18 protein-coding genes are annotated in these 20,856 nt (G+C 59.4%); 10 read left to right on the forward strand and 8 right to left on the reverse strand.

Translation table 11 applies throughout. The features are described from left to right. Positions 1 to 69: 69 nt before the first annotated feature. Both QE435_RS04210 and QE435_RS04215 read right to left on the reverse strand, forming a co-directional pair. Entirely contained in the window at positions 70 to 1,092 is a 1,023-nt protein-coding gene (locus QE435_RS04210; RefSeq protein WP_349040362.1) for an ABC transporter substrate-binding protein, read from the reverse strand. Then, positions 1,089 to 2,156, reverse strand: a complete 1,068-nt coding sequence (locus QE435_RS04215) for a LacI family DNA-binding transcriptional regulator (RefSeq protein ID WP_306928929.1) — start codon at positions 2,154 to 2,156, stop codon at positions 1,089 to 1,091. Before QE435_RS04215 ends, QE435_RS04210 begins: the two co-directional genes overlap by 4 nt. Before the next feature lie 286 nt (positions 2,157 to 2,442). Between QE435_RS04215 and QE435_RS04220 the strand changes: the two genes are divergently transcribed. Beyond that, positions 2,443 to 2,964 (forward strand): flavin reductase family protein, encoded by a 522-nt coding sequence (locus QE435_RS04220; RefSeq protein ID WP_309769699.1) that lies wholly within the window; start codon positions 2,443 to 2,445, stop codon positions 2,962 to 2,964. A 28-nt stretch (positions 2,965 to 2,992) separates the two neighbouring features. On the opposite strand, the gene QE435_RS04225 is transcribed toward QE435_RS04220, so the two are convergent. The 6 genes from QE435_RS04225 to bcsN all read right to left on the reverse strand — a co-directional run bounded on the left by QE435_RS04225 (position 2,993) and on the right by bcsN (position 12,679). Next, entirely contained in the window at positions 2,993 to 3,436 is a 444-nt protein-coding gene (locus QE435_RS04225; protein WP_306928933.1) for an Rrf2 family transcriptional regulator, read from the reverse strand. Positions 3,437 to 3,572: 136 nt separating this feature from the next. After that, complete coding sequence (locus QE435_RS04230; protein WP_349040363.1) at positions 3,573 to 5,834, reverse strand: tetratricopeptide repeat protein; 2,262 nt, start codon at positions 5,832 to 5,834, stop codon at positions 3,573 to 3,575. Then, complete coding sequence (locus tag QE435_RS04235) at positions 5,831 to 6,850, reverse strand: glycosyl hydrolase family 8 (RefSeq protein ID WP_349041126.1); 1,020 nt, start codon at positions 6,848 to 6,850, stop codon at positions 5,831 to 5,833. Before QE435_RS04235 ends, QE435_RS04230 begins: the two co-directional genes overlap by 4 nt. Before the next feature lie 26 nt (positions 6,851 to 6,876). Further along, positions 6,877 to 9,399, reverse strand: a complete 2,523-nt coding sequence (locus QE435_RS04240) for a cellulose biosynthesis cyclic di-GMP-binding regulatory protein BcsB (RefSeq protein ID WP_349040364.1) — start codon at positions 9,397 to 9,399, stop codon at positions 6,877 to 6,879. Beyond that, the gene (gene bcsA, locus QE435_RS04245) at positions 9,399 to 11,591 is read right to left on the reverse strand and encodes a UDP-forming cellulose synthase catalytic subunit (protein WP_349040365.1); all 2,193 of its coding nucleotides are present in this window, start codon (positions 11,589 to 11,591) and stop codon (positions 9,399 to 9,401) included. Before bcsA ends, QE435_RS04240 begins: the two co-directional genes overlap by 1 nt. 110 nt (positions 11,592 to 11,701) lie before the next feature. Next, positions 11,702 to 12,679 carry a cellulose biosynthesis protein BcsN gene (gene bcsN, locus QE435_RS04250; protein WP_349040366.1) on the reverse strand — a complete coding sequence of 326 codons (978 nt, stop codon included), beginning with the start codon at positions 12,677 to 12,679 and terminating at the stop codon, positions 11,702 to 11,704. A gap of 103 nt (positions 12,680 to 12,782) precedes the next feature. Here bcsN and QE435_RS04255 point away from each other — a divergent pair, with 103 nt between their 5' ends. The 9 genes from QE435_RS04255 (at position 12,783) to QE435_RS04295 (ending at position 20,838) form a co-directional block, all read left to right on the forward strand. After that, positions 12,783 to 12,926, forward strand: coding sequence for a hypothetical protein (locus QE435_RS04255; RefSeq protein WP_349040367.1), 144 nt, complete (start codon positions 12,783 to 12,785; stop codon positions 12,924 to 12,926). A 66-nt stretch (positions 12,927 to 12,992) separates the two neighbouring features. After that, positions 12,993 to 14,153: an AGE family epimerase/isomerase gene (locus tag QE435_RS04260; protein WP_349041127.1), complete on the forward strand. Its 1,161-nt coding sequence runs from the start codon at positions 12,993 to 12,995 to the stop codon at positions 14,151 to 14,153. Positions 14,154 to 14,370: 217 nt separating this feature from the next. Further along, positions 14,371 to 15,978 (forward strand): ABC transporter substrate-binding protein, encoded by a 1,608-nt coding sequence (locus QE435_RS04265; RefSeq protein ID WP_349040368.1) that lies wholly within the window; start codon positions 14,371 to 14,373, stop codon positions 15,976 to 15,978. A gap of 1 nt (position 15,979) precedes the next feature. Further along, positions 15,980 to 16,969 carry an ABC transporter permease gene (locus QE435_RS04270; protein ID WP_349040369.1) on the forward strand — a complete coding sequence of 330 codons (990 nt, stop codon included), beginning with the start codon at positions 15,980 to 15,982 and terminating at the stop codon, positions 16,967 to 16,969. Then, positions 16,966 to 17,796 (forward strand): ABC transporter permease, encoded by an 831-nt coding sequence (locus tag QE435_RS04275; protein ID WP_349040370.1) that lies wholly within the window; start codon positions 16,966 to 16,968, stop codon positions 17,794 to 17,796. Before QE435_RS04270 ends, QE435_RS04275 begins: the two co-directional genes overlap by 4 nt. Continuing rightward, positions 17,793 to 18,599 carry an ABC transporter ATP-binding protein gene (locus tag QE435_RS04280; protein WP_349040371.1) on the forward strand — a complete coding sequence of 269 codons (807 nt, stop codon included), beginning with the start codon at positions 17,793 to 17,795 and terminating at the stop codon, positions 18,597 to 18,599. The genes QE435_RS04275 and QE435_RS04280 overlap by 4 nt, the downstream gene beginning before the upstream one ends. After that, on the forward strand, positions 18,599 to 19,384 hold the full coding sequence (locus tag QE435_RS04285; RefSeq protein WP_349041128.1) for an ATP-binding cassette domain-containing protein: 786 nt from the start codon (positions 18,599 to 18,601) through the stop codon (positions 19,382 to 19,384). The genes QE435_RS04280 and QE435_RS04285 overlap by 1 nt, the downstream gene beginning before the upstream one ends. Continuing rightward, complete coding sequence (locus tag QE435_RS04290) at positions 19,377 to 20,486, forward strand: aminotransferase class V-fold PLP-dependent enzyme (protein WP_349040372.1); 1,110 nt, start codon at positions 19,377 to 19,379, stop codon at positions 20,484 to 20,486. Before QE435_RS04285 ends, QE435_RS04290 begins: the two co-directional genes overlap by 8 nt. 169 nt (positions 20,487 to 20,655) lie before the next feature. Continuing rightward, positions 20,656 to 20,838, forward strand: coding sequence for a hypothetical protein (locus QE435_RS04295; RefSeq protein ID WP_306928950.1), 183 nt, complete (start codon positions 20,656 to 20,658; stop codon positions 20,836 to 20,838). Positions 20,839 to 20,856: the final 18 nt, after the last annotated feature.

Below are 20,856 nucleotides of genomic sequence, written 5' to 3' on the forward strand. Positions count from 1 at the left end.
AAGGCTGGTCCATCACAGATGCGACGTCATCCTCGACGGTTGGGTTCGAGGATGACGCTGGACGCAAGGTTACTGCCCAACCTTGGCGTTCCATTCCGACAGCCACTTGTCGCGGTTGTCGAGCGCGACAGCGGACGGGATGAGCTGCAGGCTCTTCACGGTTTCTTCGCCATAGGTGATGTTGTTCGCCACCTGTTCGGAAACCTTCACCTCCTTGTTGGTGGGGCTATCCACCAGCTTATCGGCAAGCGCCTTCTGAACATCGGTCGAGAGCCAGAAATCCATGAATTGAAGTGCGAGATCCTCGTTTTTCGTCCCCTTCGGGACGACAAGCACGTTCATGCCGCCGGTCTGGCCTTCCTTGGGTGTCGCCCATGCGAGCGGCAGATCGAGCTTGGTGAAAGGCGCCCAGGAGAAGCGACCGATGGGTGCGGCCCAGATTTCTTCCTGCTGCATCAGCTGCACCAGCTGCGAGGACTTCACATAGAAGGTGACGATATCGTCCTTCTTTGCACCGACAGCCGCGATTGGAGCTGCGAGATCGGGCGTATCCTTGCCCATCGCCTTGCCGAGCATATAGAGCGCCGGAGGACCCTGGTTCGTAGTGACGTTCGGGAAAGCGATGTGATCGACGATACCGTCCTTGAGGAGATCGCCCCAGCTGTCGATCTTCATCTTGTCGGTTCGATAGACAATCGACGTCGCATAGAGGTTGACGCCAACGCTCATACCGTCGCCATTCGGATCCTTGGCAATGTCGTATAGCTTCTCGATATTCGGCACCTTGGCCGTATCGATCTTCTGGATCAGGTCCTTGCGGGCGGCGGAAAGCGCATCCGCCATGGAGACAATCGCGAGATCGACAACCGGGTTGGCCTTGTTGGCCTCCATCTTCGCCAGGCGCTCAACGCTGTTGCCGGTTTCGACAACCAGCTTGCAGCCGCATTTCTGCTCGAATGGGGTGTAGACGAGTTCCTTGAACTCGTCCTGCGCGAAGGCGTAGACAGAGATCGTTAGGGTCTTGTCCTGGGCCTGTGCGGCCCCGAACGACAGCATCAGCGCCGTGCTAGATGCCAGAATGATCTTTTTCATGGTGTGTGTTCTCCAGCTGTGAGGGTTTTTTCTTCAGTCTGCTTCTTATTGTTGGCGGCAGAGGAGCGACGAGTAACGAGCTCCATAGCCACTTTGGAAACATCCGCGACCACGCCGCCCGCTGCGGGCCGGTTGGCAGGGTCTTCGTCATCGATTGTGCGAACGAGAGCAGTCACCGCGACTTCCGCGATGCGTGCCATATCCATGCGAATAGTGGTGAGCGAGGGCGTGACCACGGACGCCCAGATGAGGTCGTCAAAGCCGGTGACACTGGCCTCATCCGGCACGGCAATCCCCTCGTCCTGAAGTTCGGTCAGAACCCGTAAGGCATGCAGATCGGATGCAGCGGCAAAGGCGGTGAACCCCTGGCGCACCTTGTCCGCCACACCCAGCCGGCAGCCCTCGCCATGTTGCTGTTCAAGCGACGCGATCCAGAGCGTCTCCGTCCGGGCGGATGCGGTCAATCCGGCACGAATGCCACCGACGCGATCGTTCTGGACATTGGAATCCTGGTTTCTGGCAATGATGACGACATTGCTGTGTCCGAGCCCGGCGAGATGCCGACCGATCTGCATTCCACCATCCCAGTGGTCGGCGGCCACTGTATTGCCAGGTGTCGAGGGGGAATCGATAACCGCGACCGGGCAATCCACATCGGCAATCCGGGTTCCGCGGCGAGGGACGACGACCATGCCCTCGACGCCGCGTTCGACGAGCCGGGTGATCGCCTCGGTCTGCTTGGCAACCTCGCCATGAGAGTCGGCGATCAGAACGCCATAGCCGGCATCAGCCGCGGCCTTCTCGATGGCTTGGGCAATCTGGGGAAAGAGCGGATTGCCGATATCTGGAAGCACGAGCCCGAGCACACCACTGCGCCCCGTGCGAAGAGCGCGGGCAGCAGGACTGGGCACGTAACCAAGCTCCGCCGCCATCTTGCGAATGCGGTCGCTAAGCTCCGCCGAAACACGTCCCTTGCCGGAAAGCGCGTTCGATACCGTCGCACTCGATACACCGAGTGCGGCAGCAATTCCATGCAGATTTGCGGCAGGCTTTTGCAAAGCCATGATTCAACGCCCTTGCTTAAACGTTTAACCAAGCTAGTCGAAACTTTCCTCGGTGTCGAGTCGTGCCTGTCGTTTTTCATGTTTTGGACTGTGTGAGAGATCCTCGACGATCTTGGACAGTTCGACCCGTTGGTCCTCTGCCGGGCATGCCGGCCCTGTTTGACCACTGGAAACGCCAGGAACATTCTACAAAATTGATCAACAATAAAATCTTTTGGCTGTGGCTGGGACAAACGCATTGCTACGTTTGACCTATCCGGGGAACAAGCGCTGAAAGGTGGAAACGATGACAGCGACAGTGACTTACATTCACGAGGAGCGGGAGAAGATCGCCCTTGAAGCCGCGGAGTTGAAAACGGCCATGCGCCAGGTGGCAGGCGGCGTCAGCATTATCACGGCTGGCCACGGTGCCCATCGCACGGGTGCGACCGTCACGTCAGCCACGGCGCTATCGATGGAGCCGCCGACGATGATCGTCAATATCAACCGATCGTCTTCGACATGGCCGGTCATCGCGCGCTTCAACCACTTCTGCGTCAACATCCTGTCCGGTGAACAGCAAGAGGTGGCGTCCCGCTTTGCCGGCATTGGCGGACTGAAGGGGGCAGAGCGCTATGAAGGGGCCGACTGGTTCGAACTGGAAAGCGGCGCTTCTGGCTTACACGGCGCGCTCGCGGTCATCGACTGTGCGGTCGAGGATGTCGTGGAGCGTCACACACACGCCATCGTCATCGGCCGGGTGCTCTCCGTCACCCATGGCCAAGGACGACCGCTTCTCTATCACGCCGGACAATATCTTCAGGTCTAGTGTGACCGAGTTTGGCAGAGCAGGCGCATCAAGCGGTCTTGTTCACCTGCTCCTCGCCGGTATTGGCCGCAAACTGCTCAAGCGTCATCGTGTCGAGGACGGCTGCCATGGCATCCCGGACATCCGTCATCGACCGGCGCACCTGACAGGCTGCCGGATCGGAACAGTCCTCACAGGCTTCGAAGGCGGTACGGCTGGCGCAACGAATAGGGGCGAGCGGTCCGTCGAGTGCGCGGATGACCTGACCGATGTAAATATCGGATGCCGGTTTCGACAGCGCATACCCGCCGCCCGGCCCTTTCTTGGAACGCAGCATGCCTTCATTGCGAAGCTCCAGCAAAATCGCGTCGAGAAACTTCTTCGGGATATTGTTGCGTGCGGCTATGTCGCTGACGAAGGCAGTCTGTCCCGTGTCGAGGCTCGCAAGATCGATCAAGGCTTTGAGACCGTATTTCCCTTTTTTCGTCAGCATCGGCGTCTTTCACATCCAGTAGGTCGCGTTTCGTCACCCGACATACGTTGCGGCACATGAACTTTCAATGAATTCCATGAAAATTATCGAATAGAACCTCTCCAATGATGGAGAGGTTCTATTGGAGATAGATTGCTTAGCCGCCCTGCGGGCCGCGGCTCGGCCGGGCATTTTGTACAGCTGCAAGGCCCCGGATCGCATCCGCATTGCCCGTTGCAGCAGAGGCCTCGAAGACCTGTACCGCTTCGCCGTAACGCTTCATATTGAGATAGGCGTAGCCGCGGATCACCATGAGATCAATGCGCTCCGTGGCATATCTCGCGCGCTGGTCCAGGAGGATGAGCGCTTCTTCATAATGCTTGCTTTCATAGGCTGCCAACGCACGGTCCGTCAGGATCGCCACTTGAAGCTCGGTCGCCTTCTGCCGGTCCATGGACGACTTCGTCGCAGAAACGGCGGCATTGTCCGTCAACCCCATACGAAGATAGGCGAGGCTCTGACCGTAAGCCGCATCGCTACGAACCGACGGCTCGCCAACCTTGAGAGCAGCGGAGAAAGCCTTCACCGCTTCGGCTGGCCGGTTGGCCTCCATCAGGCACCAGCCCTGCTGAAGTGCATCCTGCGCAGAAAGCGATTCCGGATTGAGGTTCGCAGAGCAACGTTGGGACTGGCGTGCACCCCGAACGGCCCGCGCTTGGCGCGGCGGCGGAGGCTCGTAAGCGACCGCAGTCGCTTGCGGCGAGACCATGCGCGGCGCAGTCGCCATTGCACGAGATTGGGGCTGCACGGGCGCAGGTGCCGTCACCGCGGGTGCGGCGGCGACAGCGCTTGATTGAGCCACAGGCCGGCCGACTTCCATGATGCGCTGCGATTGGGAACCCCATTGGCGCTGGAGACGACGAACCTCCGCCAGATTATTAAGGTCCTGATAGGTCAGCGCCAGACCATACGCCGATGGCTCATCCTCCGGCTTCCACTGCAAGGCGGTGGAAAACCATTGCTGCGCCATCTGCGGCTGTTGGAAGGCGCGCGAATACCAGCCAAATTCCTGCGCCGTTGCTGCGTCCTTTTGTGCAACGGTTTCCGTTGCAATGCGCTGGAGAACGTCGGGATCCAGTGCGACAGGCGGATCGAGCGCCAGAAGGTTGGCTGCAGCGGCAAGATAGGTTGCGTGCGCGCCATCCGAAGAGCCACGCCACTTGAACATGATCTCTTCGGCCTCTCGGGGTTCTCCGCGCGCCACGAGCGCCAGCGCCAAGCCCTCAGATGCGGAAGCGGAATCCTCCACCTCCCTTGCGCGGCGGAACCACTTTTCCGCATCGTCCATCTTCTCACGCTCGACATTATACCAGCCGAGCAGGAGCGCGTCGTTTGCGAGCTTGTTGGTTTCCGCTAGCCGTTCCATTCGGGAGAGATAGGCGGGCGGCACATTGACCTTGGGGTCTTCTCCCGCCTTCGCCACGAATTGCCGCGCAAGATCGTCCTTGACGGGCTCGAACTCGAGCTGGCCATCCGGCCCAGGTTTTTCGCGCGACAGAAGGTCTTCCATCATGTCGAGCGGCAGAAGCGCGGAGGCCTTTTGCACGGTTGCGAGACGTTCAGCCGGATTTTGGCAGTTGCTCAGCACATAGCCATAGGCATCGCGCGCGCGCTCCGGTTTTTCCGTGCGAGCGAAGGCCTCAGCCACTCGCCACAGAACATCGACTTCGCTGCAGGTCAGCAGGCTTGGATTTTCAGCCGCCAAGCCGATCACGGCATTATATTGTTTCAGATCGGAGGCGTTCACCAGACGCTGGCGCGCCTCAGCGAGACCCAGCATTTCGGTAAGATTATCGGGTGGCTGCCATCCGGCTTCCGCAGCCTGGCGGTCGGCGATTGCCTTGCGCGCCTCCGAATAGCGACCAGCGGCATAAAGTTGCCAGATCCCCTCCAATTGCGGATCGCCGGTGGGCGCGGCAGCAGCAGGGTCGGCAGGCGGTGTCCAATTCGGGTAGAGCGCTTTCAGGCGCGCGATTTCTGCCTGGAGACGCGCGGTATCGCCGCGTGCGGCGAAATAGCGAAGCGCACTTTCGTCGACCGCTGGTGGTACATCGCGGGCACCTGGCTGTGTAGGAGCTGGGTTTTGAGGCGCCTGCTGCGGAGGTCGCGGTGCCTGCGCAAGATCAGCCGAGGGAGCAGCGGAAGATTGCGGCCGTCTGTTCCCGAGAGAAAGCGGGCTAGCGCCCTTCTGCACTTCGGCATTATTCATGCCGGCGGCAAAGACTTGTGTTCCAGCCGCTTGCATCGAGGCGGAATGAACGGCACTGATGTGACCGAGAAGCGCATCGCGCGACTGGAAGATGCCAGCGGCGAACAATGCCAGGACGGCAGCGGACAGCAACAGTGGCTTCTTGTTCATAGGCACTCCTGATTCGCTTGCGCTACGAAAGACAAAGCCAAGAGATGCAACGTAGATGGATAATAAAGTGTTGACGCGTAGGTTTTCAGGTCCTGCGGAATAGGCTTTTTGCTGGCTTTACAGGCCAGAAGTGCGGGCATGATGCGGTAGCCCGCATCCGAGAGCACATCCTTCGCCGCACCCGACTTCAGATCGAATGTTGCGACATTGCCGCCATCGAGCGACATGCCAGCCGCCATCCTGTTGTAAAGATCGGGCGAGCCAGCGCCGCCTCTGACGAGATAGAGCGGAATACGAATGGAATTGTAGCCGAACTCCTGCGCGAAACCATCGGCGGGGCGCGGCTTCGTCCGCACCGAGACCCAGTCGGCAGGAAGTTTCCGCGGGCCAAAGGCAAAGCCGTTCATGGCAGCAAGACCGTCCGCAGCAAGCTTGCCCCAAAGGGGTGACGGCGAAAGCTCGTTTAAAAGCGGAAAGGCTTCGAAGATGTAGTAGGACGGATTGACAACTGGTCCATCCGGCCGGTCTCTATCGGCAAAGCCGGAGACGGCCGGAAGAAGCAGGGTTCGTCCGCCGCGCTCCACCACCGCCTTGTCGAGCACCGCCTTGGCAATGGCACGGCTGGCATCTGCGAGATCTTGGCGTCCCCACTGCCTCGCTGCCAGTGCCAGCGCCTGCGCGATCAGGATGTCGCCATCCGTTGCGTTGTTGATGTCCGAGACGTGCGGTGTGGATTGCGGATCCCACTTCCAGGCAGCAAGGCCGTCGTCCCGCACCAGAAGTTCGGTCTTGGTGAAGGACCATATCAGCTCGAAATTCGCCTGATCGTCGGCAAGAACGGCGAGCCACATGCCATAACCCTGGCCTTCACTGTGGCTGATCCCGTTATTGCCTGTATCGACGATGCGCCCGGACGCATCGAGAAAGGCGGATCGATAGCTCTGCCAGTCCGCCGCATTGATGGAGGCTGCCTTGACGCTCAGCGGAACCATGAGCATCCCCAGCAGCAGAACCATTTTTGTCAGCGATCTGGCAAATGTCATCATGGCTTGCGTCCGAGCCCCCGCAGAAGAAAGAAGGTAACCCATCCGAGGAGCGACAGGAAGCCGATGAACACCAGCGCATAGGACAGCGTATTGCTCGATAGCCAGTTGGCAGCGATCAGTCGCCAGTTGGAAAATGTCGCCGGGCCGGTGATGAAGAAGGTCTGCTGCTCGGCAACAATCGTCTCGACCTTGTCGGTAGCGGGGTCATAAGTGGCGATGCGTCCAGAAAGGGCTGTCCATCGCTTCAGTTCCGTCATGGATTTGACGCCGGATCTCAAGGTGTCGATGGCCGGTGCCGTTGCAAGCGTCCACACACCCTCACCCCCGGGGCTCAGCCCCTGCGCCAACATGAAGCTGACATTTCCAGGCGGTGTGTAGACTTGTTCCGCACCAGGAAGAAACCGGAAAGTTTCCTCGCTGATATCGAAGTTACGCCTGACCCATTCCTCGAAGGAGGAGATCTGGCCCTGCCAGACACCACCGTCTACGCGCTGACGCCAGTTTTCAAACAACTGGTCGGTCTGCTCCACGGGCGGGGTCGGACGTCCGCTCTCACCCCAGCTCGTCTGGCTGGCGGGAGCAATGTTGAATTGGGCTGCAAGCGCTGGCGGAATCTGGGCCAGCGTGCCGATGAAGACTGCATCTCTGTCTCCCACGGCAGAAATGGAACTGACGAGATCAATCGCGATCGGCTGACCGGCGGCGAGCGCCATGCGACCCAGAAGTGTTGCCGCAGACGACATCACGTCCGGATCGATCCGCTCCATGTAAACCGCAACGGGCTGCTGAGAGTTGTGATAGGGTTGTATCACACCACGATTGGCAGCCAGATCCGGTGCGCGACCAATTCTTGCGAAATTGGGCATATGGAGTTCAGACGTATCGAACAGTGCAAAACGCGGTGTCTCGCTTGCCGTTGTACCGGGCAAACAGTCCGAATCCGCCTGCGTCTGCATGACGGCTTCAATCGCAACCGTGTTGGCGCCCGGCACGAAATGCCGCAATGTGAGCTTGATCGGCAGGTGTCTAAAGATGCCGCCGCCCCGGTTTGAAATCGGCACAGTGGAGGCAATGTTGCCGTTCACATAGACATCGATATGGCTGCCGGGAAGCACGTCACTGGCATAGGCCGCATCCAAAAGCAGCGTCGCCTCGCCATAGGCTGCCGCGTAGAAATCAGCGGGAATACCTATGGTGAAATCGGTTCTGAAACGACGCCCTGAAAATTCCGCACTTTTTACACCAAGGGATGAGAGTGCAAGACGACGGTCGCCGATAACCAATGGCGCGTCCGGCGTGTGCCAGTTGCGTGTGGACAGGAAGGATCGGAGTGAGCCAGTGGGGCGTTCCGCTGATGCAGCGAGGCTATCAATTGCCGTTTGCAGCGCTTGTGGTGTCGGGCCTCCGACGACCAAAGCCGAAAGGTTGCTGACGATATTGCTTTCGAAACCGGCATAGGGACCGGCTAAGACCTCCGGCGGAACGGAGCTTGCAATGGTGGCGATCTCGCGCGATGTGCCCGCCAGCACGACCAGCGAACCTGCCTTACGCTCCTTTGGGACCGTTGTGTGGAAGGCGATCTCCTGATTGGGCATCTGCGTGCGCAGTGCCAGCGCCTGAGAGAGTTTCAACAACGATTCCGCCAGGACCGGGTTCGTCAGACCGGGTGCCACGATATCGATGGAGGTGAGGCCTTCGCTGCCGGCACCGATCGCCTGAATGTCTTCGATCGTCTCAAAACGGTTGGCGACATCCGCATTCAGCGTGATAAATGTGCCGGCGGGATTGATATCGGTCCAAAGATCATAGGTGGACTCGATGGTGCAATCCGTGCGGTGCCGTTGCTTGACCCCGAGCGTCACGACATTGGCACCTGCCTGAAGCGTGCCTGGTGGAATGGGGATCGAGAGGCTGCCTTCCGCATCGGGAGAGGCCACGCTCTTTTTCTCCAGCGGCACATTGTTGATCGCGATTTCAAGGCTTGAGCTTTCCGGCGCAACCACGACGGCGTTCTGATAGGCGATCGTCACCGCCTGGGCGGCCTGCGCCTGCTCCTGCGTCAGATAGATCGTCCATTGCCGCTGATCGATCTCTCCGGACAGGCTGAGATCGGTGAATGGCAGTATGTAACGACGGCGCGGATCGACCGATGTCTGGGCTGGCGCCGGTGTCGCCTGCGCAGACTGGTTCTGTGGCTTATTCTGGGGCTGCGATGGCGCTGGTTGAGAAGAAGACGGAGGGACTGGCATAGGGGAGACTGGCACAGGAGCGACCGGAACGGGCGTCGGCTGCGGCGATGTCGGCTGCTGGGCGGGAGGTACGATTGCGGGTGGCGCAGCCGGGATTTGCGGCACAGACGGTGCTGGCTGCATTGGCTGTGGCGCCGGCTGCGCCGGCACCTGTCTCGCCGCAGGCGGGCTGGCGGGACGCTCAGGCGACATGTCGAAGGGGGCAGTCTGCGCCAGCGCGCTCGCCGATATCATGGCGTAAAAGCCTAGGAGAAGGAGCGACCTTTTCATTACTTGGCCACTCCTGCGGCAGGCTTCTGGCGCGCCTTCGATCGGAAGGAGCGCATGAAGTAATAGAGGCCACGTTGTGTCTGGAAAATCGCAATGCCCATGAAGGTGATCGTGCCGCGGATGAGGCCGGGATTACCCCTGCGTGCCCGCTGGAAATCGGTCCATTGATCGGAATTGGCGAAAATCAGATCCGCAATCAAGCGGTGCTCAATGGTTTCCTTCGGCGCAAAGGTGCAACCCACCGAGATGAAGCCCTGCTGCTTGACGCTTCTGACGATGTTGATCGTCATCGACGACGGCGCCCCTGGGCTGTAGGGGTCCACTCGGATAATCGCAGAGCGACCGTTCTCGACAGAATCCAGATCCTTTTCGAAAATGTGGATCAGCATCCCGTGGACGGACACGTTTTGAACCGTTGCGGGAAGCCAGGGACCGTCCTCCTGCAACTGCAATTCGCAGCGCCGCTTGACGGTGATACGCCGCGATGCCGATTTCTCTCCGCGTTCGGAAACGACGCCGAGAGCGCAGCCGGCGAAGATGATGTTGAGCAGGTTCCAGCCGCCGACCACAAGCGTGACATCCGCCTTATAGGGCTCGGCATAGATGCGATAGATCGCGAAAACCATGGCGATGATGAGAATGAAGAAGATGACGAAGAAGGGCCGGCTGATTTCCGACAGGCGCGCTTCGCTGATCGACTCGTCCTTGGCCGTCACCTTGAAGGTCGGCTTGCTGGGATTGAAAAGGACCGACACGACGGCAGGCAAGAGATGCACCGTCTGAACATATTCGTAGAGCTCGGAAATCCACGGCCAGCGGAAACTTCCATAGAGGAAGTTCTGAATCATCAGGTTCACCAGCATGTAGGCCGCGGTATAAGCCAGGAACTCGCCGCCGGACGCAACGAAGATCTGCAGGTCAAAGAAAAGATAGAAGAGCGGTGCGAAGAGGAAGATCGTGCGCGGAAACGGGAAGAGCCAGAACAACGTCGATGACATGTAGCAGAGCCGTTGCGTGAAGGAGAGCCCGCGTCGGAAAAGCGGCTGGCGGAAGATCAGGATCTGCATCATGCCCTGCGCCCACCGGCTTCGCTGGCCGATGAAGCTGGTGAAGGTCGCCGGCTGCAGACCGGCAATCAGAGGCTTGTCGACATAAAGGCTGTTCCAGCCGCGCGAATGAAGCGCAAGGGCCGTTTCGCAATCCTCGGTGATGCTGACGCCACTGAAACCATCGGTTTCCTTCAGCGCCGTTCGCCGCAGAACCGCTGCCGATCCGCAGAAGAAGGCGCCGTTCCATTTGTCCAAGCCGCGCTGGATGATGCCGTAGAACATTTCGTTCTCGCTCGGCATGGTTTCAAATGTGCGCAGATTGCGCTCGATCGGATCGGGATTGACGAAGAAGTGCGGCGTCTGGACAAGGAAGAGCCTTGGATCTTCCTCGAAATAGCCAACCGTTTCGAGAAGAAAATCGCGCGCGGGCGCATGGTCGGCGTCGAAAACGGTGACGAGTTCGCCCGTGGAATGATCCAGACCATTGTTGAGATTGCCAGCCTTGGCGTGGACGTTGCGCTCACGCGTCAGATAGTTGACGCCGAGATCGGCGCAGAGCTTTTGCAATTCCGCATGCCGTCGGATGGCCGCCTGCGCTTCCAGTCCATTTGGCACGTTGCGTTTCTGCACCGTGCCGCCATCATCGAGCAGCCAGACAGTGAACTTGTCGGCCGGGTAGTCCATGTTCTTCGCTGCGGCCAGCGTATTGGCGAGGAGTTCGGCATCCTCGTTGTAGGTTGGCACGAACACATCGACAGTCGGCACATAGCCGGGCGAACCAGGACGTGTCTTTCTCGACGGCAGCGGCATGGAAACGATGACGAGACTGAGCGCCAGCATCACCACGCTGTACATCTCGGCGAGATAGAGCAGGAAGCCGGGAATGAAGTTTTCGAGCTGATTGACGGGCGGCAAGGTGCTGGTCGTGCGCCAATACACATAGCGCAGTACGATTGCCGTGCCGAAACCAAGACCGATCAGCCGCCACGCGCCCCTGCCGTTTAGAAATTTGATGGTTGCGAGCAAAGCCAGCGAAATTGCCGTGGCGATGAGGTGCGTCTGCAAACTGACGGGTAACGTAATGATCAGCAAGACACAGGCTGAAACGAACAGCCAGAGGGTGAAAGTGATGACCTTGCTCATCAGCGAACCTTTACATCAAGTCGATAAGAAGCGGACCGCTCCCTGGCCTCATGCCGCTGGCCCCCTCACTGCGACGAAGAGACCAAGTGGATCAGTTACACCCGAAACAGTTAATTGCAGGTTTGCCCGCTCGTCTGACCGGCAACGCAGGCAGGCGACGGAATGGCAACCCGTTTCGTTTCGATACGCCGTGCCGGCGGAGGCACATCTGCTGGCCTGCTGCCAGAAGCCCTCGGCGCTGTCGGAGACGGAATGAGCACGGCCGGTCTGGTGGAGGCGGCGGGCTGTGGCTGCACCACAACCGGCACGGTGGCCGCTGTCACCACGGTCCGTGGCCGTGCAAGCACAGGAGCCGCGACAGGGGTCTGTGTTCCAGGCTGCATGGGAGCAGCACCTGAGACGGGATAGATAGGATTGCCCGGACGTCCAAGTCCCTTGTCTGGATCCTGCGCGATTCCGTAAGGGTTCCAGTCGCTGGAGAGATAGTTGCCGGTGATCGTGTAGTTGTACATCACCGAGAGAAGATAACGCACGGTGACGCCCGACTGACACAGCCTCAATGTCACATTGATGCGACCGAGATTCTTGAAACCTTGACGCGCGTCTTCCGGCGACCTGATCTGCTGCCATCCGTAAATGCAGGCATCGTTTCCATAACCTCTACCTGACGCATAAGAAAAGGCACCGTAATTATTTTGCAGATATTCGGCAGACGTCGCCATCGCCACACCGGGAAACGCGCTCCTGATCTCCCTTGAGATCGACGAAACACGCAGGCTGCTTTCCGATAGTCCGCCCCTTCCGGTATCCTCCGCCTTTTGCGGTCCGAAAAGCTGCACCTTGAGATAGTTCTGACCAGGGGTCGCCGCATCCGAGCGCAGGATCACGTCCTGCTGAACGGCATTGGCATAATTGCGGTTGATAACGGTCAGGACTTCCGGACCTCCGGGCGGCGGAAAGATCAGTGCTTCTTCCGGTGCCAACATCTTCGGCCCGCCGGATTGCTGCACGCCGGCTGGCGTATTGCAACCTGAGAGGGTAAGCGCCACGCCACATGCCAATGCTATCGCAGTGGCGGTGTTACTCATCCCGCCACGCCCCTTTGAAAGGGTACAAACATCACGAATCACATGTGACACAATCATGGTTACGAAATACGTGAGTGAAATGAATTAGCAATCCGAAATGTCGATGACACAGAGTGATGCCAGTCCCTTGCCGCTGTACCGCTGGACAAAGTCACGGGAACTTTATCGCCTGACCAAGATTGGGCGGATGGTTCCTTTGGTGGACGACAGCCGCTACGACGACTTGACGGGCGGTACGACGGAATGAAAATACGGAAAGACCAACAGTATGGAAGAGCAAGCCTTGAGCGCGACAGTACAACTAACGGACGAGATCACCGCATTGCGTCGATGGCTGGAGGAGGCTGCTCTGCCGCTGTGGTGGGAAGCCGGAGCAGCAAAGCCCGATGGCGGCTTTCACGAGAGGATGGACCAGGATGGCAAACCGGTTCTTGGCGACAATCGTCGTGCCCGAGTGCAGCCCCGTCAGGCCTATTGCTATGCGGCAGCTGGCGAAAACGGTTGGAAGGGCGATTGGCAGCGCGCCATCAATCATGGCCTCGACTGGTTCGATAAGGTCTATCTTCTGGAGAGCGGGCTCTACGGCAATCTTGCCGATGCATCCGGAAAGTTGATCGATCCATCCTTCGATCTTTACAATCAAGCCTTCGCCCTCTTTGCTGCAGCACAGACGGCCATGGCTTTGCCGGAGAGAAAACATGAGATGCGTGAGCGGGCGCTCGGCATCCTCTCGCTCCTCAAAGAGCATTATGCCCATTTCGATCGGGGTTTCGAGGAAGACAATCCGTCGCGCTATCCGCTGTGTTCCAACCCGCATATGCATCTTTTCGAGGCGATGCTGGCCTGGGAAACGGTGGATCCGACCGGCCCCTGGACAGCTGTCGCCGATGAGATTGCAGATCTGGCGATGACGCGTTTCATCGATCAGGAGAATGGCGGTTTGCGCGAATTCTTCGACAAGGATTGGACCCCGGCACCGGGCGAAAAAGGCCACATCATGGAGCCGGGCCACCAGTTCGAATGGGCCTGGCTTCTGGTCAGGTGGGGCCTCTTGCGCAACAGCTTCGATGCCATTCAAAAGGCAAAGCGGATGTTCGAGATCGGCGAAAGCCATGGCATCTGCCCGCGCCGCAAAGTCGCGGTGATGAGCCTTCTCGACGATTTCAGCGTGCATGATCCTTTGGCCCGCTTCTGGCCCCAAACCGAATGGCTGAAGGCCGCCGTTCGCCTTGCAAGTGCTACCGAAGGTGAGGAACGGCACCGCTATCTAACCTCCGCCTCCCGGGCGGTGATGGCGATCCAGCCATTCCTCGACACACCGGTTAAAGGCCTCTGGTTCGACAAGTGGCCCGCTGACGCCCCGATGATCGACGAACCGGCACCGGCCAGCACATTCTACCATATCGTCTGCGCCATTTACGAAGCCGACAGCGTGTTGAAAGCGTTGACAGCCAAGACAGCCGGACCGCGATAAGACGTCGACTCTTAAATCTCGCGATTAGCCCCACACGTCTCTGCTTGCCGCGAACAATTTTCGCGGCTTTCCCAACGGCCATGAAAAGAATTGTCCTAGGCGTCAGAGGCGGCGTGAAAACATTGCTGTCAATGCAATGACTTCCCATGGACACTGGGGCCGTCATGGTCCTAAATGGAGCCATGACGCCGCCCGCCACCCGAACCCGGAGTCCTTCATGCCATCTCCCATTTCGCGCCGTTCTCTTCTAAAGACAGCAGCTCTGCTTGCCGCTTCCACCACGCTGACGCGGACCGATCTGGCCTGGGCGGCGGGTAGCAACGAGAGACTGGTTGTTGCCGCGGACTCCGAACCGAAGAACCTCAATCCGGCAATCGTTGCCTCCAATGGCGTCTTCTACATCTCCAGCAAGATTGTTGAGCCACTGGCCGAAGCTTCCTTCAGCGGCAAGAACGGTCTGGAGCCGCGGCTTGCGACGTCCTGGGAAGGATCGCAGGACGGTCTGAGCGCGACCTTCAGGTTACGCGAGGGCGTGACCTGGCATGATGGCAAGCCATTCACCTCAGCGGATGTGGCCTTCTCCGCGCTCTCCGTTTGGAAGCCGCTTCAGAATCTCGGGCGCCTTGTGTTCGCCAATCTCGAGCGGGTGGATACACCGGATGAGCACACGGCCATCTTCCACTTCTCCAAACCGACGCCGTTCCAGTTGATCCGCAACGCCCTCCCGGTGGTGACAAGCGTTCTCCCGAAGCATCTTTATGACGGCACCGATATTGCTACCAACCCGCTGAATAACAAACCGGTGGGTACTGGTCCTTTTATCTTTGCCGAGTACAAGCCCGGCGAATATTATCGCCTGACGCGCAACGGCACCTACTGGGGCAAGGGTCAGCCAAAGCTCAACGAGATCATCTATCGTGTGCTTCCCGATCGCGCAGGGGCGGCCACCGCGCTGGAGGCGGACGAAATCCAACTGGCCGCCTTCTCCGCCGTGCCACTTTCGGATCTCGCGCGTATTTCGAAGGAGCCGGGTCTCAAGGTCATCGCCGATGGCTATGAGGCGCTGACCTATCAGCTCGTCGTTGAAATCAACCATCGCCGCAAGGAACTCTCCGATCTCAAGGTGCGACAGGCCATTGCGCATGCGATCGACAAGAAGCTCGTCGTCGACACGGTTTTCCTGGGATATGCCACAGTTTCAACCGGCCCGGTACCGAAGAACGCGCCGCAGTTCTATACGGCTGATGTAAAACTCTACGACTTCGATGTCGACAAAGCCAATGCTCTTCTCGATGAGGCAGGCTATCCGCGAGGACCCGATGGCAATCGTTTCTCACTGAAACTGCTGCCCGCGCCCTATTTCAACGAGACCAAGCAGTTCGGCGCCTATCTGCGCCAGGCACTGTCTGCCATCGGCATCGATGCACAGCTGGTAAACAACGATGCGGCAGCGCATCAGAAGGCGGTCTACACAGACCACGCCTTCGATCTTGCCGTGGCCCCCACCGTCTTCCGCGGTGACCCTGCCATCTCCACCACTATTCTGGTGAAATCGGGAACACCCGCTGGCGTGCCCTTCTCCAATCAGGGCGGTTACGAGAACAAGGAGATTGACGCCATCATCGACAAGGCGGCGGAAACGGTGGACGAAAAGCAGCGTACCGAACTCTACAAGACCTTCCAACAGAAGGTGAAAGAGGACCTGCCGATCATCAATGTGGCCGAGTGGGGCTTCATTACGGTCGCCCGCGATACGGTGAAGAACGTCGCCAGCAATCCAAGATGGGCGGTTTCGAACTGGGCGGATACCGCCATCGAGGATTAAGGTGCAAGCCGCAGGCCGCATTCTCCGTCGCAGGCTGATCAGCGCCATTCCGGTGCTGATCATCGTGCTGCTCTTTACATTCCTGTTGTTGGAAAATGCGTCTGGCGATGCGGTGGACGCCTACCTCGTCTCGATCGGCGGCGGAGATGCCAGCCTTCGCGACAGCCTGCGCGCACAATATGGTCTGGATCATTCCGCCCTCTTGCGGCTCTGGCTCTACGCATCCTCTGTGATGAAACTCGACCTCGGCTGGTCGGTCGCCTTCGACCGGCCCGTCCTTTCGCTGATCATGGAGCGTTTGCCCAACACGCTTCTTTTGATGGGAAGCGCGACGCTCTTGTCCTTCATTCTCGGCACTGCTCTGGGGATTGTCGCTGGAGCAAAGCCTGGAACCCTGCTGGACCGGACGCTATCGTCCTTTTCACTGGCACTCTATGCCGTTCCGGGGTTCTGGCTCGGTCTCGTCCTCGTCCTCGTCTTCGCGGTCAAGCTTCGCTGGCTCCCGACGTCCGGTCTGGAAACCATCGCTTCCGGTAAGCAAGGTGTCGCGCGCGCCCTCGACATTGCCCGACATCTCGCTCTTCCTGTTGCGAGCCTCGGCCTCATCTATCTTGCGCTTTTCCTGCGCGTGATGCGCAGCGCCATGGGTGAGATTTGGCGGATGGATTTCGTCACTTTTGCCCAATCGAAAGGACTATCCCGCAGCCGGGTGGTGCTGCGCCACGTTGCGCGCAATGCTGCCCTTCCCCTCCTCACGGTGCTTGGCCTCCAATCGGCCACCATGCTGGGTGGCTCCGTGGTGATAGAGAGCGTCTTTGCCATTCCGGGCTTCGGGAGGCTGGCACAAGAGGCGGTTGCTGGACGGGATACCCCCTTGTTGATGGGTATCATCCTCGTCAGCGCCGTCTTCGTCATCCTCATTAACCTGATGGTCGATGTGCTCTACGCGTTTCTTGATCCACGCATCGGCGCTGGGGAGAAAGCGGCGTGACGGTTCTTGGACGGATCTATCGTAGTCGTGAGGGCCTGGTCGGCCTGACAATCCTTCTCGTCGTGGCGGTCGCTGGTCTTTCGGCACCATTTGTGTTCCCGCACGATCCGCTTTCCATCGTCGCAGCGCCCCTGATTGCGCCTTTCACCGACCGCGCCGTGCCGCTCGGTACCGATACCCTCGGCCGCGATGTTCTTGCCTGCCTGTTCCACGCGGCGCGCAGTTCGCTTCTCGTCGGTCTCGCCGCTGCTGCCGCCGCCCTTCTGATTGGCACCATCATGGGAACGTTTGCGGGCTTCGCTGGCGGCATTGTCGATGAAGCGCTGATGCGGGTCGCCGATGCCTTTCAGATCGTGCCCAGTTTCCTGCTGGCCCTTGCCTTTGTCAGCACCATCGGCCCATCGCTGCCCATCGTGGTCATGGCAATCGCGCTTGGCACCTGGGCCGATCCGGCGCGATTGACGCGCGCGCAAGTGCTTTCGATCCGTGAGTGCGACTATGTGGCATCCGCCCGCACCATCGGCATGCACCCTTTGGAAATCGCCTTCCGGCAAATTCTGCCCAACGCCTTGCCTCCGGTCATGGCGCTTGCCGCCATCATCGTCGCCGCTGCGATCCTCACTGAAGCCGCCCTCTCCTTCCTCGGGCTTGGCGACCCGAATATCGTCACCTGGGGCGGGATGATCGCGGAGGGGAGAAACGTGCTTCGCTCCGCAGCCTATCTGTCCATCATCCCGGGCACGGCTCTGCTCCTGACGGTTCTCGGGGTCTATCTGTTGGGAGAGGGCATCAACAAGGCGTTCGCCGTTCAAGGGGATGCGCCATGAGTCTGGCTCCGCTCCTGAAGGTTGAAGGGCTCAGCGTCACCTATCACGGGGCCACGCGACCTTCCTTGCGCGACGTATCGCTTCAGCTTCAGGAAAAGCAGCGTCTGGCGATTATTGGTGAGAGTGGGTCGGGCAAAAGCACGCTCGCGCGCACTATAGCGGGTATATTGCCAAGGGGCGCGAGGACGGAAGGTCAGATTGTCTGGAATGGAGATCGAGAGAAGAGCAGCAACCCGCAATTTCCGACACGAGGACGCGATATCGCCTATGTGTTCCAAGACCCGAGTGCCAGCCTGAACCCGGTCCTGACGATCGGCGAGCAGGTGGCGGAGGCGGCTATTCGTCATCTTCGCCTCACCCGAAAACAGGCGTACACCCACGCCCGGGATTTGCTGGCAGAGGTGCAATTGCCGAACCCCGATGCGTTGCTGTCGGCCTATCCGCATCAGATCTCCGGCGGACAACGGCAACGCGTGGCGATTGCCGCCGCAATCTCCGCTGCCCCGAAAATCCTGATTGCCGACGAAGCAACCAGTGCCCTTGATACGATCACGCAAGCGGCGATCGCTCGACTTCTCGACCACCTGGTGAATGCCAACGGCATGACACTGATCTTCATCACCCACGATATCGCGCTGGCCTCGAGCCTTGCGGACGAGATCGCGGTTTTCCAATCGGGCCAACTGGTGGAATCGGGCAAGGCGCGGGACGTGCTCTCGCATCCCACGAGCGACGACACAAAGCGTCTGCTGTCCTCGCACCTCGATCTGACGACACCGCCACTGATCCGGAGGGCGAGTTGATGGAGACATTCTTTTCCGTCAGTCGCCTGTCAAAGCGGTATCAATCGCGGGAACGAACTGTGCAGGCGCTCGAGGATGTTTCCTTTACGCTGGCCCGTGGTGAAACCCTGGGGCTTGCGGGGCCGTCCGGCTGCGGGAAATCGACGCTGGCCCGCGTTATCATGCGTCTTTCACCGGCAGATGGCGGCGAGGTGCGTTTTCAAGGTCGGAACTGGCTGGCCTTTTCAGGACAGGAATTGAGAGCCGCCCGGCGCCATATGCAGATGGTGTTTCAAGATACACATGGAGCATTCAATCCGCGCGCCACGGTTTCAGAAGCGATTGGTGAACCCTTACGGATCCACAGAGTTGTCGAGCCGCGGGGTCGGCAAGCGGAAATCGCCCGGCTGTTGGAGCGGGTGGGGCTTGGCGCGGAATACGCCGCACGTCCGGTTCTCCACCTGTCCGGCGGACAGCGGCAGAGGGTGGCGATTGCCCGCGCAATTGCCAGTCGCCCGTCTCTGCTGGTGATGGATGAAGCCGTTTCTGCGCTGGATGTTTCCGTCCGTGCCCAGATCCTGGAATTGCTGGTGTCCTTACAAAGCGAGACCGGCCTCTCGTGCCTGTTCGTCTCCCACGATCTGGCGGTCATTCGTGCCGTCTGCCATCGCGTCGCCATCATGGAGATGGGTCGCATCGTCGAACATGGAGAGACGGACAGTGTGATCTCGAACCCGCAGTCGGACACGGCAAGACGGCTGATTGCCGCCGTTCCCACACTTCGCAAGGACCAAAGCCATGCCTGATCGCAACTGGAGCCATCTGCTCGACGTGCCTGCTTTTCCGCCGGAGCGTTACGCAAAGCTTGCAGACAGACTGGCAGCCCTGATGAAGACACGAAACGATGTGCTTCTTATCCAGGCCGAGGCCGTATTGGCGCTGGAGGCCGTTGCGACCAGTCTCGCACGGCCTGGCCTGAAAGCGCTGAACATCGTGACGAGCCCCTACGGCGCATGGTTCGGCGACTGGCTGAAGCGCGGCGGCAGCGATGTCATCAATCTCGTGGCCGATCTCGGACGGCCGATCGCGATAGAGGCTGTGCGTCAGCAACTGGATGAAAATCCTGATATCGCTGTGCTTTCGCTGGTCCATGCGGAATCCGCAACCGGCATTCTCAACCCGCTGGAAGACATCGTCCGGCTTGCAAGAGAAAGAGGCGTGCTCACGGTGGTAGATGCGGTCGCGTCGATTGGCGGCCATGCACTGAATGTGGATGAAAACGGCATCGATGTCGTCGTGATCGGCCCGCAAAAATCGCTCGCAGGACCGGCGGGCGTCTCGGCAATCTCCGTCAGCGAACGCGCCTGGACGATGCTGCGGCATGAAAGCGCTCCCCGCAACTCGATGCTGTCTCTACTCGATCAGAAAGAGCAATGGCTTGAGACCGGCAGAGGCGTTTTGCCGGGCACGCCCGCACCGCTTGAGTTCTTCGCGCTCGACGCCGCACTCGATCGTCTGGAAGCCGAAGGCATTGACGCAGTTCAAGCGCGGCATCATCTTGCGGCAAAGGCGACACGCGAAGCTCTGGTTGCTCTCGGTGCCGAGCTTTGGGTCGACGACACTCTCGCTTCAGCACTGGTGACAGCCGTCAGACTTCCGGCTGACATCGACCGCAACGATCTTCTTCTGGCAGCAAGGCTCGATGGAGCGGATATCGGCGCAGCGGTCGGACCCGGCTCAGATCGTTTGGTCCGCCTCAACCATACCGGCCGCCGCGCCAGCAAGGAAGCGGTGCTCGCCAACATCAAAGCCTTCGCCCAGGCGCTGCAATTGCAGGGGCGCTCAAGACTGGGCGACAAAGCCGTTGAGGTGGTGGACGCAGTTTATTCGTCCTCAGGTGCGAAGTAGGTCGCATACGGGCGTTTGGAAAAATGCTCTCGCTGAAACGCCGCTACTGGAAGGATCTTTCCCTCTCGCCCGCAACGCTAACACAGGAATCCCTGCTGCAATCTTGACGAAATCGTGGCAACGCGCGAAACTTTACACATTGTTAAGTTCGGTGACAGGAGGAATGAAAATGGTTGCTGGTTTCAACATGCTTTCCTTCGATCTCTTCGGCCTTGGCCGTCGGGCACAGGAAGAAAAGCTCAAGCGTGACAACGGATCGAAAAAGGATCAGGTCTCGCGCGACGAGTCCGAGCAGCGCGATCGAGATCAGGAACATGACCTGTTCTTTTGGTCGCTCTACCCGGTGATCTGAAAAACACCTTTAAAGCGA

The sequence above is a fragment of the Agrobacterium sp. SORGH_AS 787 genome, assembly GCF_030819035.1.
Taxonomy (GTDB): Bacteria; Pseudomonadota; Alphaproteobacteria; order Rhizobiales; family Rhizobiaceae; genus Agrobacterium; species Agrobacterium larrymoorei_B.

Coding starts and splice junctions, on each gene's coding strand:
- QE435_RS04210 (WP_349040362.1), bottom strand. CDS start 1,092: ATGAAAAAGATCATTCTGGCATCTAGCACGGCGCTGATGCTGTCGTTC.
- QE435_RS04215 (WP_306928929.1), bottom strand. CDS start 2,156: ATGGCTTTGCAAAAGCCTGCCGCAAATCTGCATGGAATTGCTGCCGCA.
- QE435_RS04220 (WP_309769699.1), top strand. CDS start 2,443: ATGACAGCGACAGTGACTTACATTCACGAGGAGCGGGAGAAGATCGCC.
- QE435_RS04225 (WP_306928933.1), bottom strand. CDS start 3,436: ATGCTGACGAAAAAAGGGAAATACGGTCTCAAAGCCTTGATCGATCTT.
- QE435_RS04230 (WP_349040363.1), bottom strand. CDS start 5,834: ATGAACAAGAAGCCACTGTTGCTGTCCGCTGCCGTCCTGGCATTGTTC.
- QE435_RS04235 (WP_349041126.1), bottom strand. CDS start 6,850: ATGGTTCTGCTGCTGGGGATGCTCATGGTTCCGCTGAGCGTCAAGGCA.
- QE435_RS04240 (WP_349040364.1), bottom strand. CDS start 9,399: ATGAAAAGGTCGCTCCTTCTCCTAGGCTTTTACGCCATGATATCGGCG.
- bcsA (WP_349040365.1), bottom strand. CDS start 11,591: ATGAGCAAGGTCATCACTTTCACCCTCTGGCTGTTCGTTTCAGCCTGT.
- bcsN (WP_349040366.1), bottom strand. CDS start 12,679: ATGAGTAACACCGCCACTGCGATAGCATTGGCATGTGGCGTGGCGCTT.
- QE435_RS04255 (WP_349040367.1), top strand. CDS start 12,783: ATGACACAGAGTGATGCCAGTCCCTTGCCGCTGTACCGCTGGACAAAG.
- QE435_RS04265 (WP_349040368.1), top strand. CDS start 14,371: ATGCCATCTCCCATTTCGCGCCGTTCTCTTCTAAAGACAGCAGCTCTG.
- QE435_RS04280 (WP_349040371.1), top strand. CDS start 17,793: ATGAGTCTGGCTCCGCTCCTGAAGGTTGAAGGGCTCAGCGTCACCTAT.
- QE435_RS04285 (WP_349041128.1), top strand. CDS start 18,599: ATGGAGACATTCTTTTCCGTCAGTCGCCTGTCAAAGCGGTATCAATCG.
- QE435_RS04290 (WP_349040372.1), top strand. CDS start 19,377: ATGCCTGATCGCAACTGGAGCCATCTGCTCGACGTGCCTGCTTTTCCG.
- QE435_RS04295 (WP_306928950.1), top strand. CDS start 20,656: ATGGTTGCTGGTTTCAACATGCTTTCCTTCGATCTCTTCGGCCTTGGC.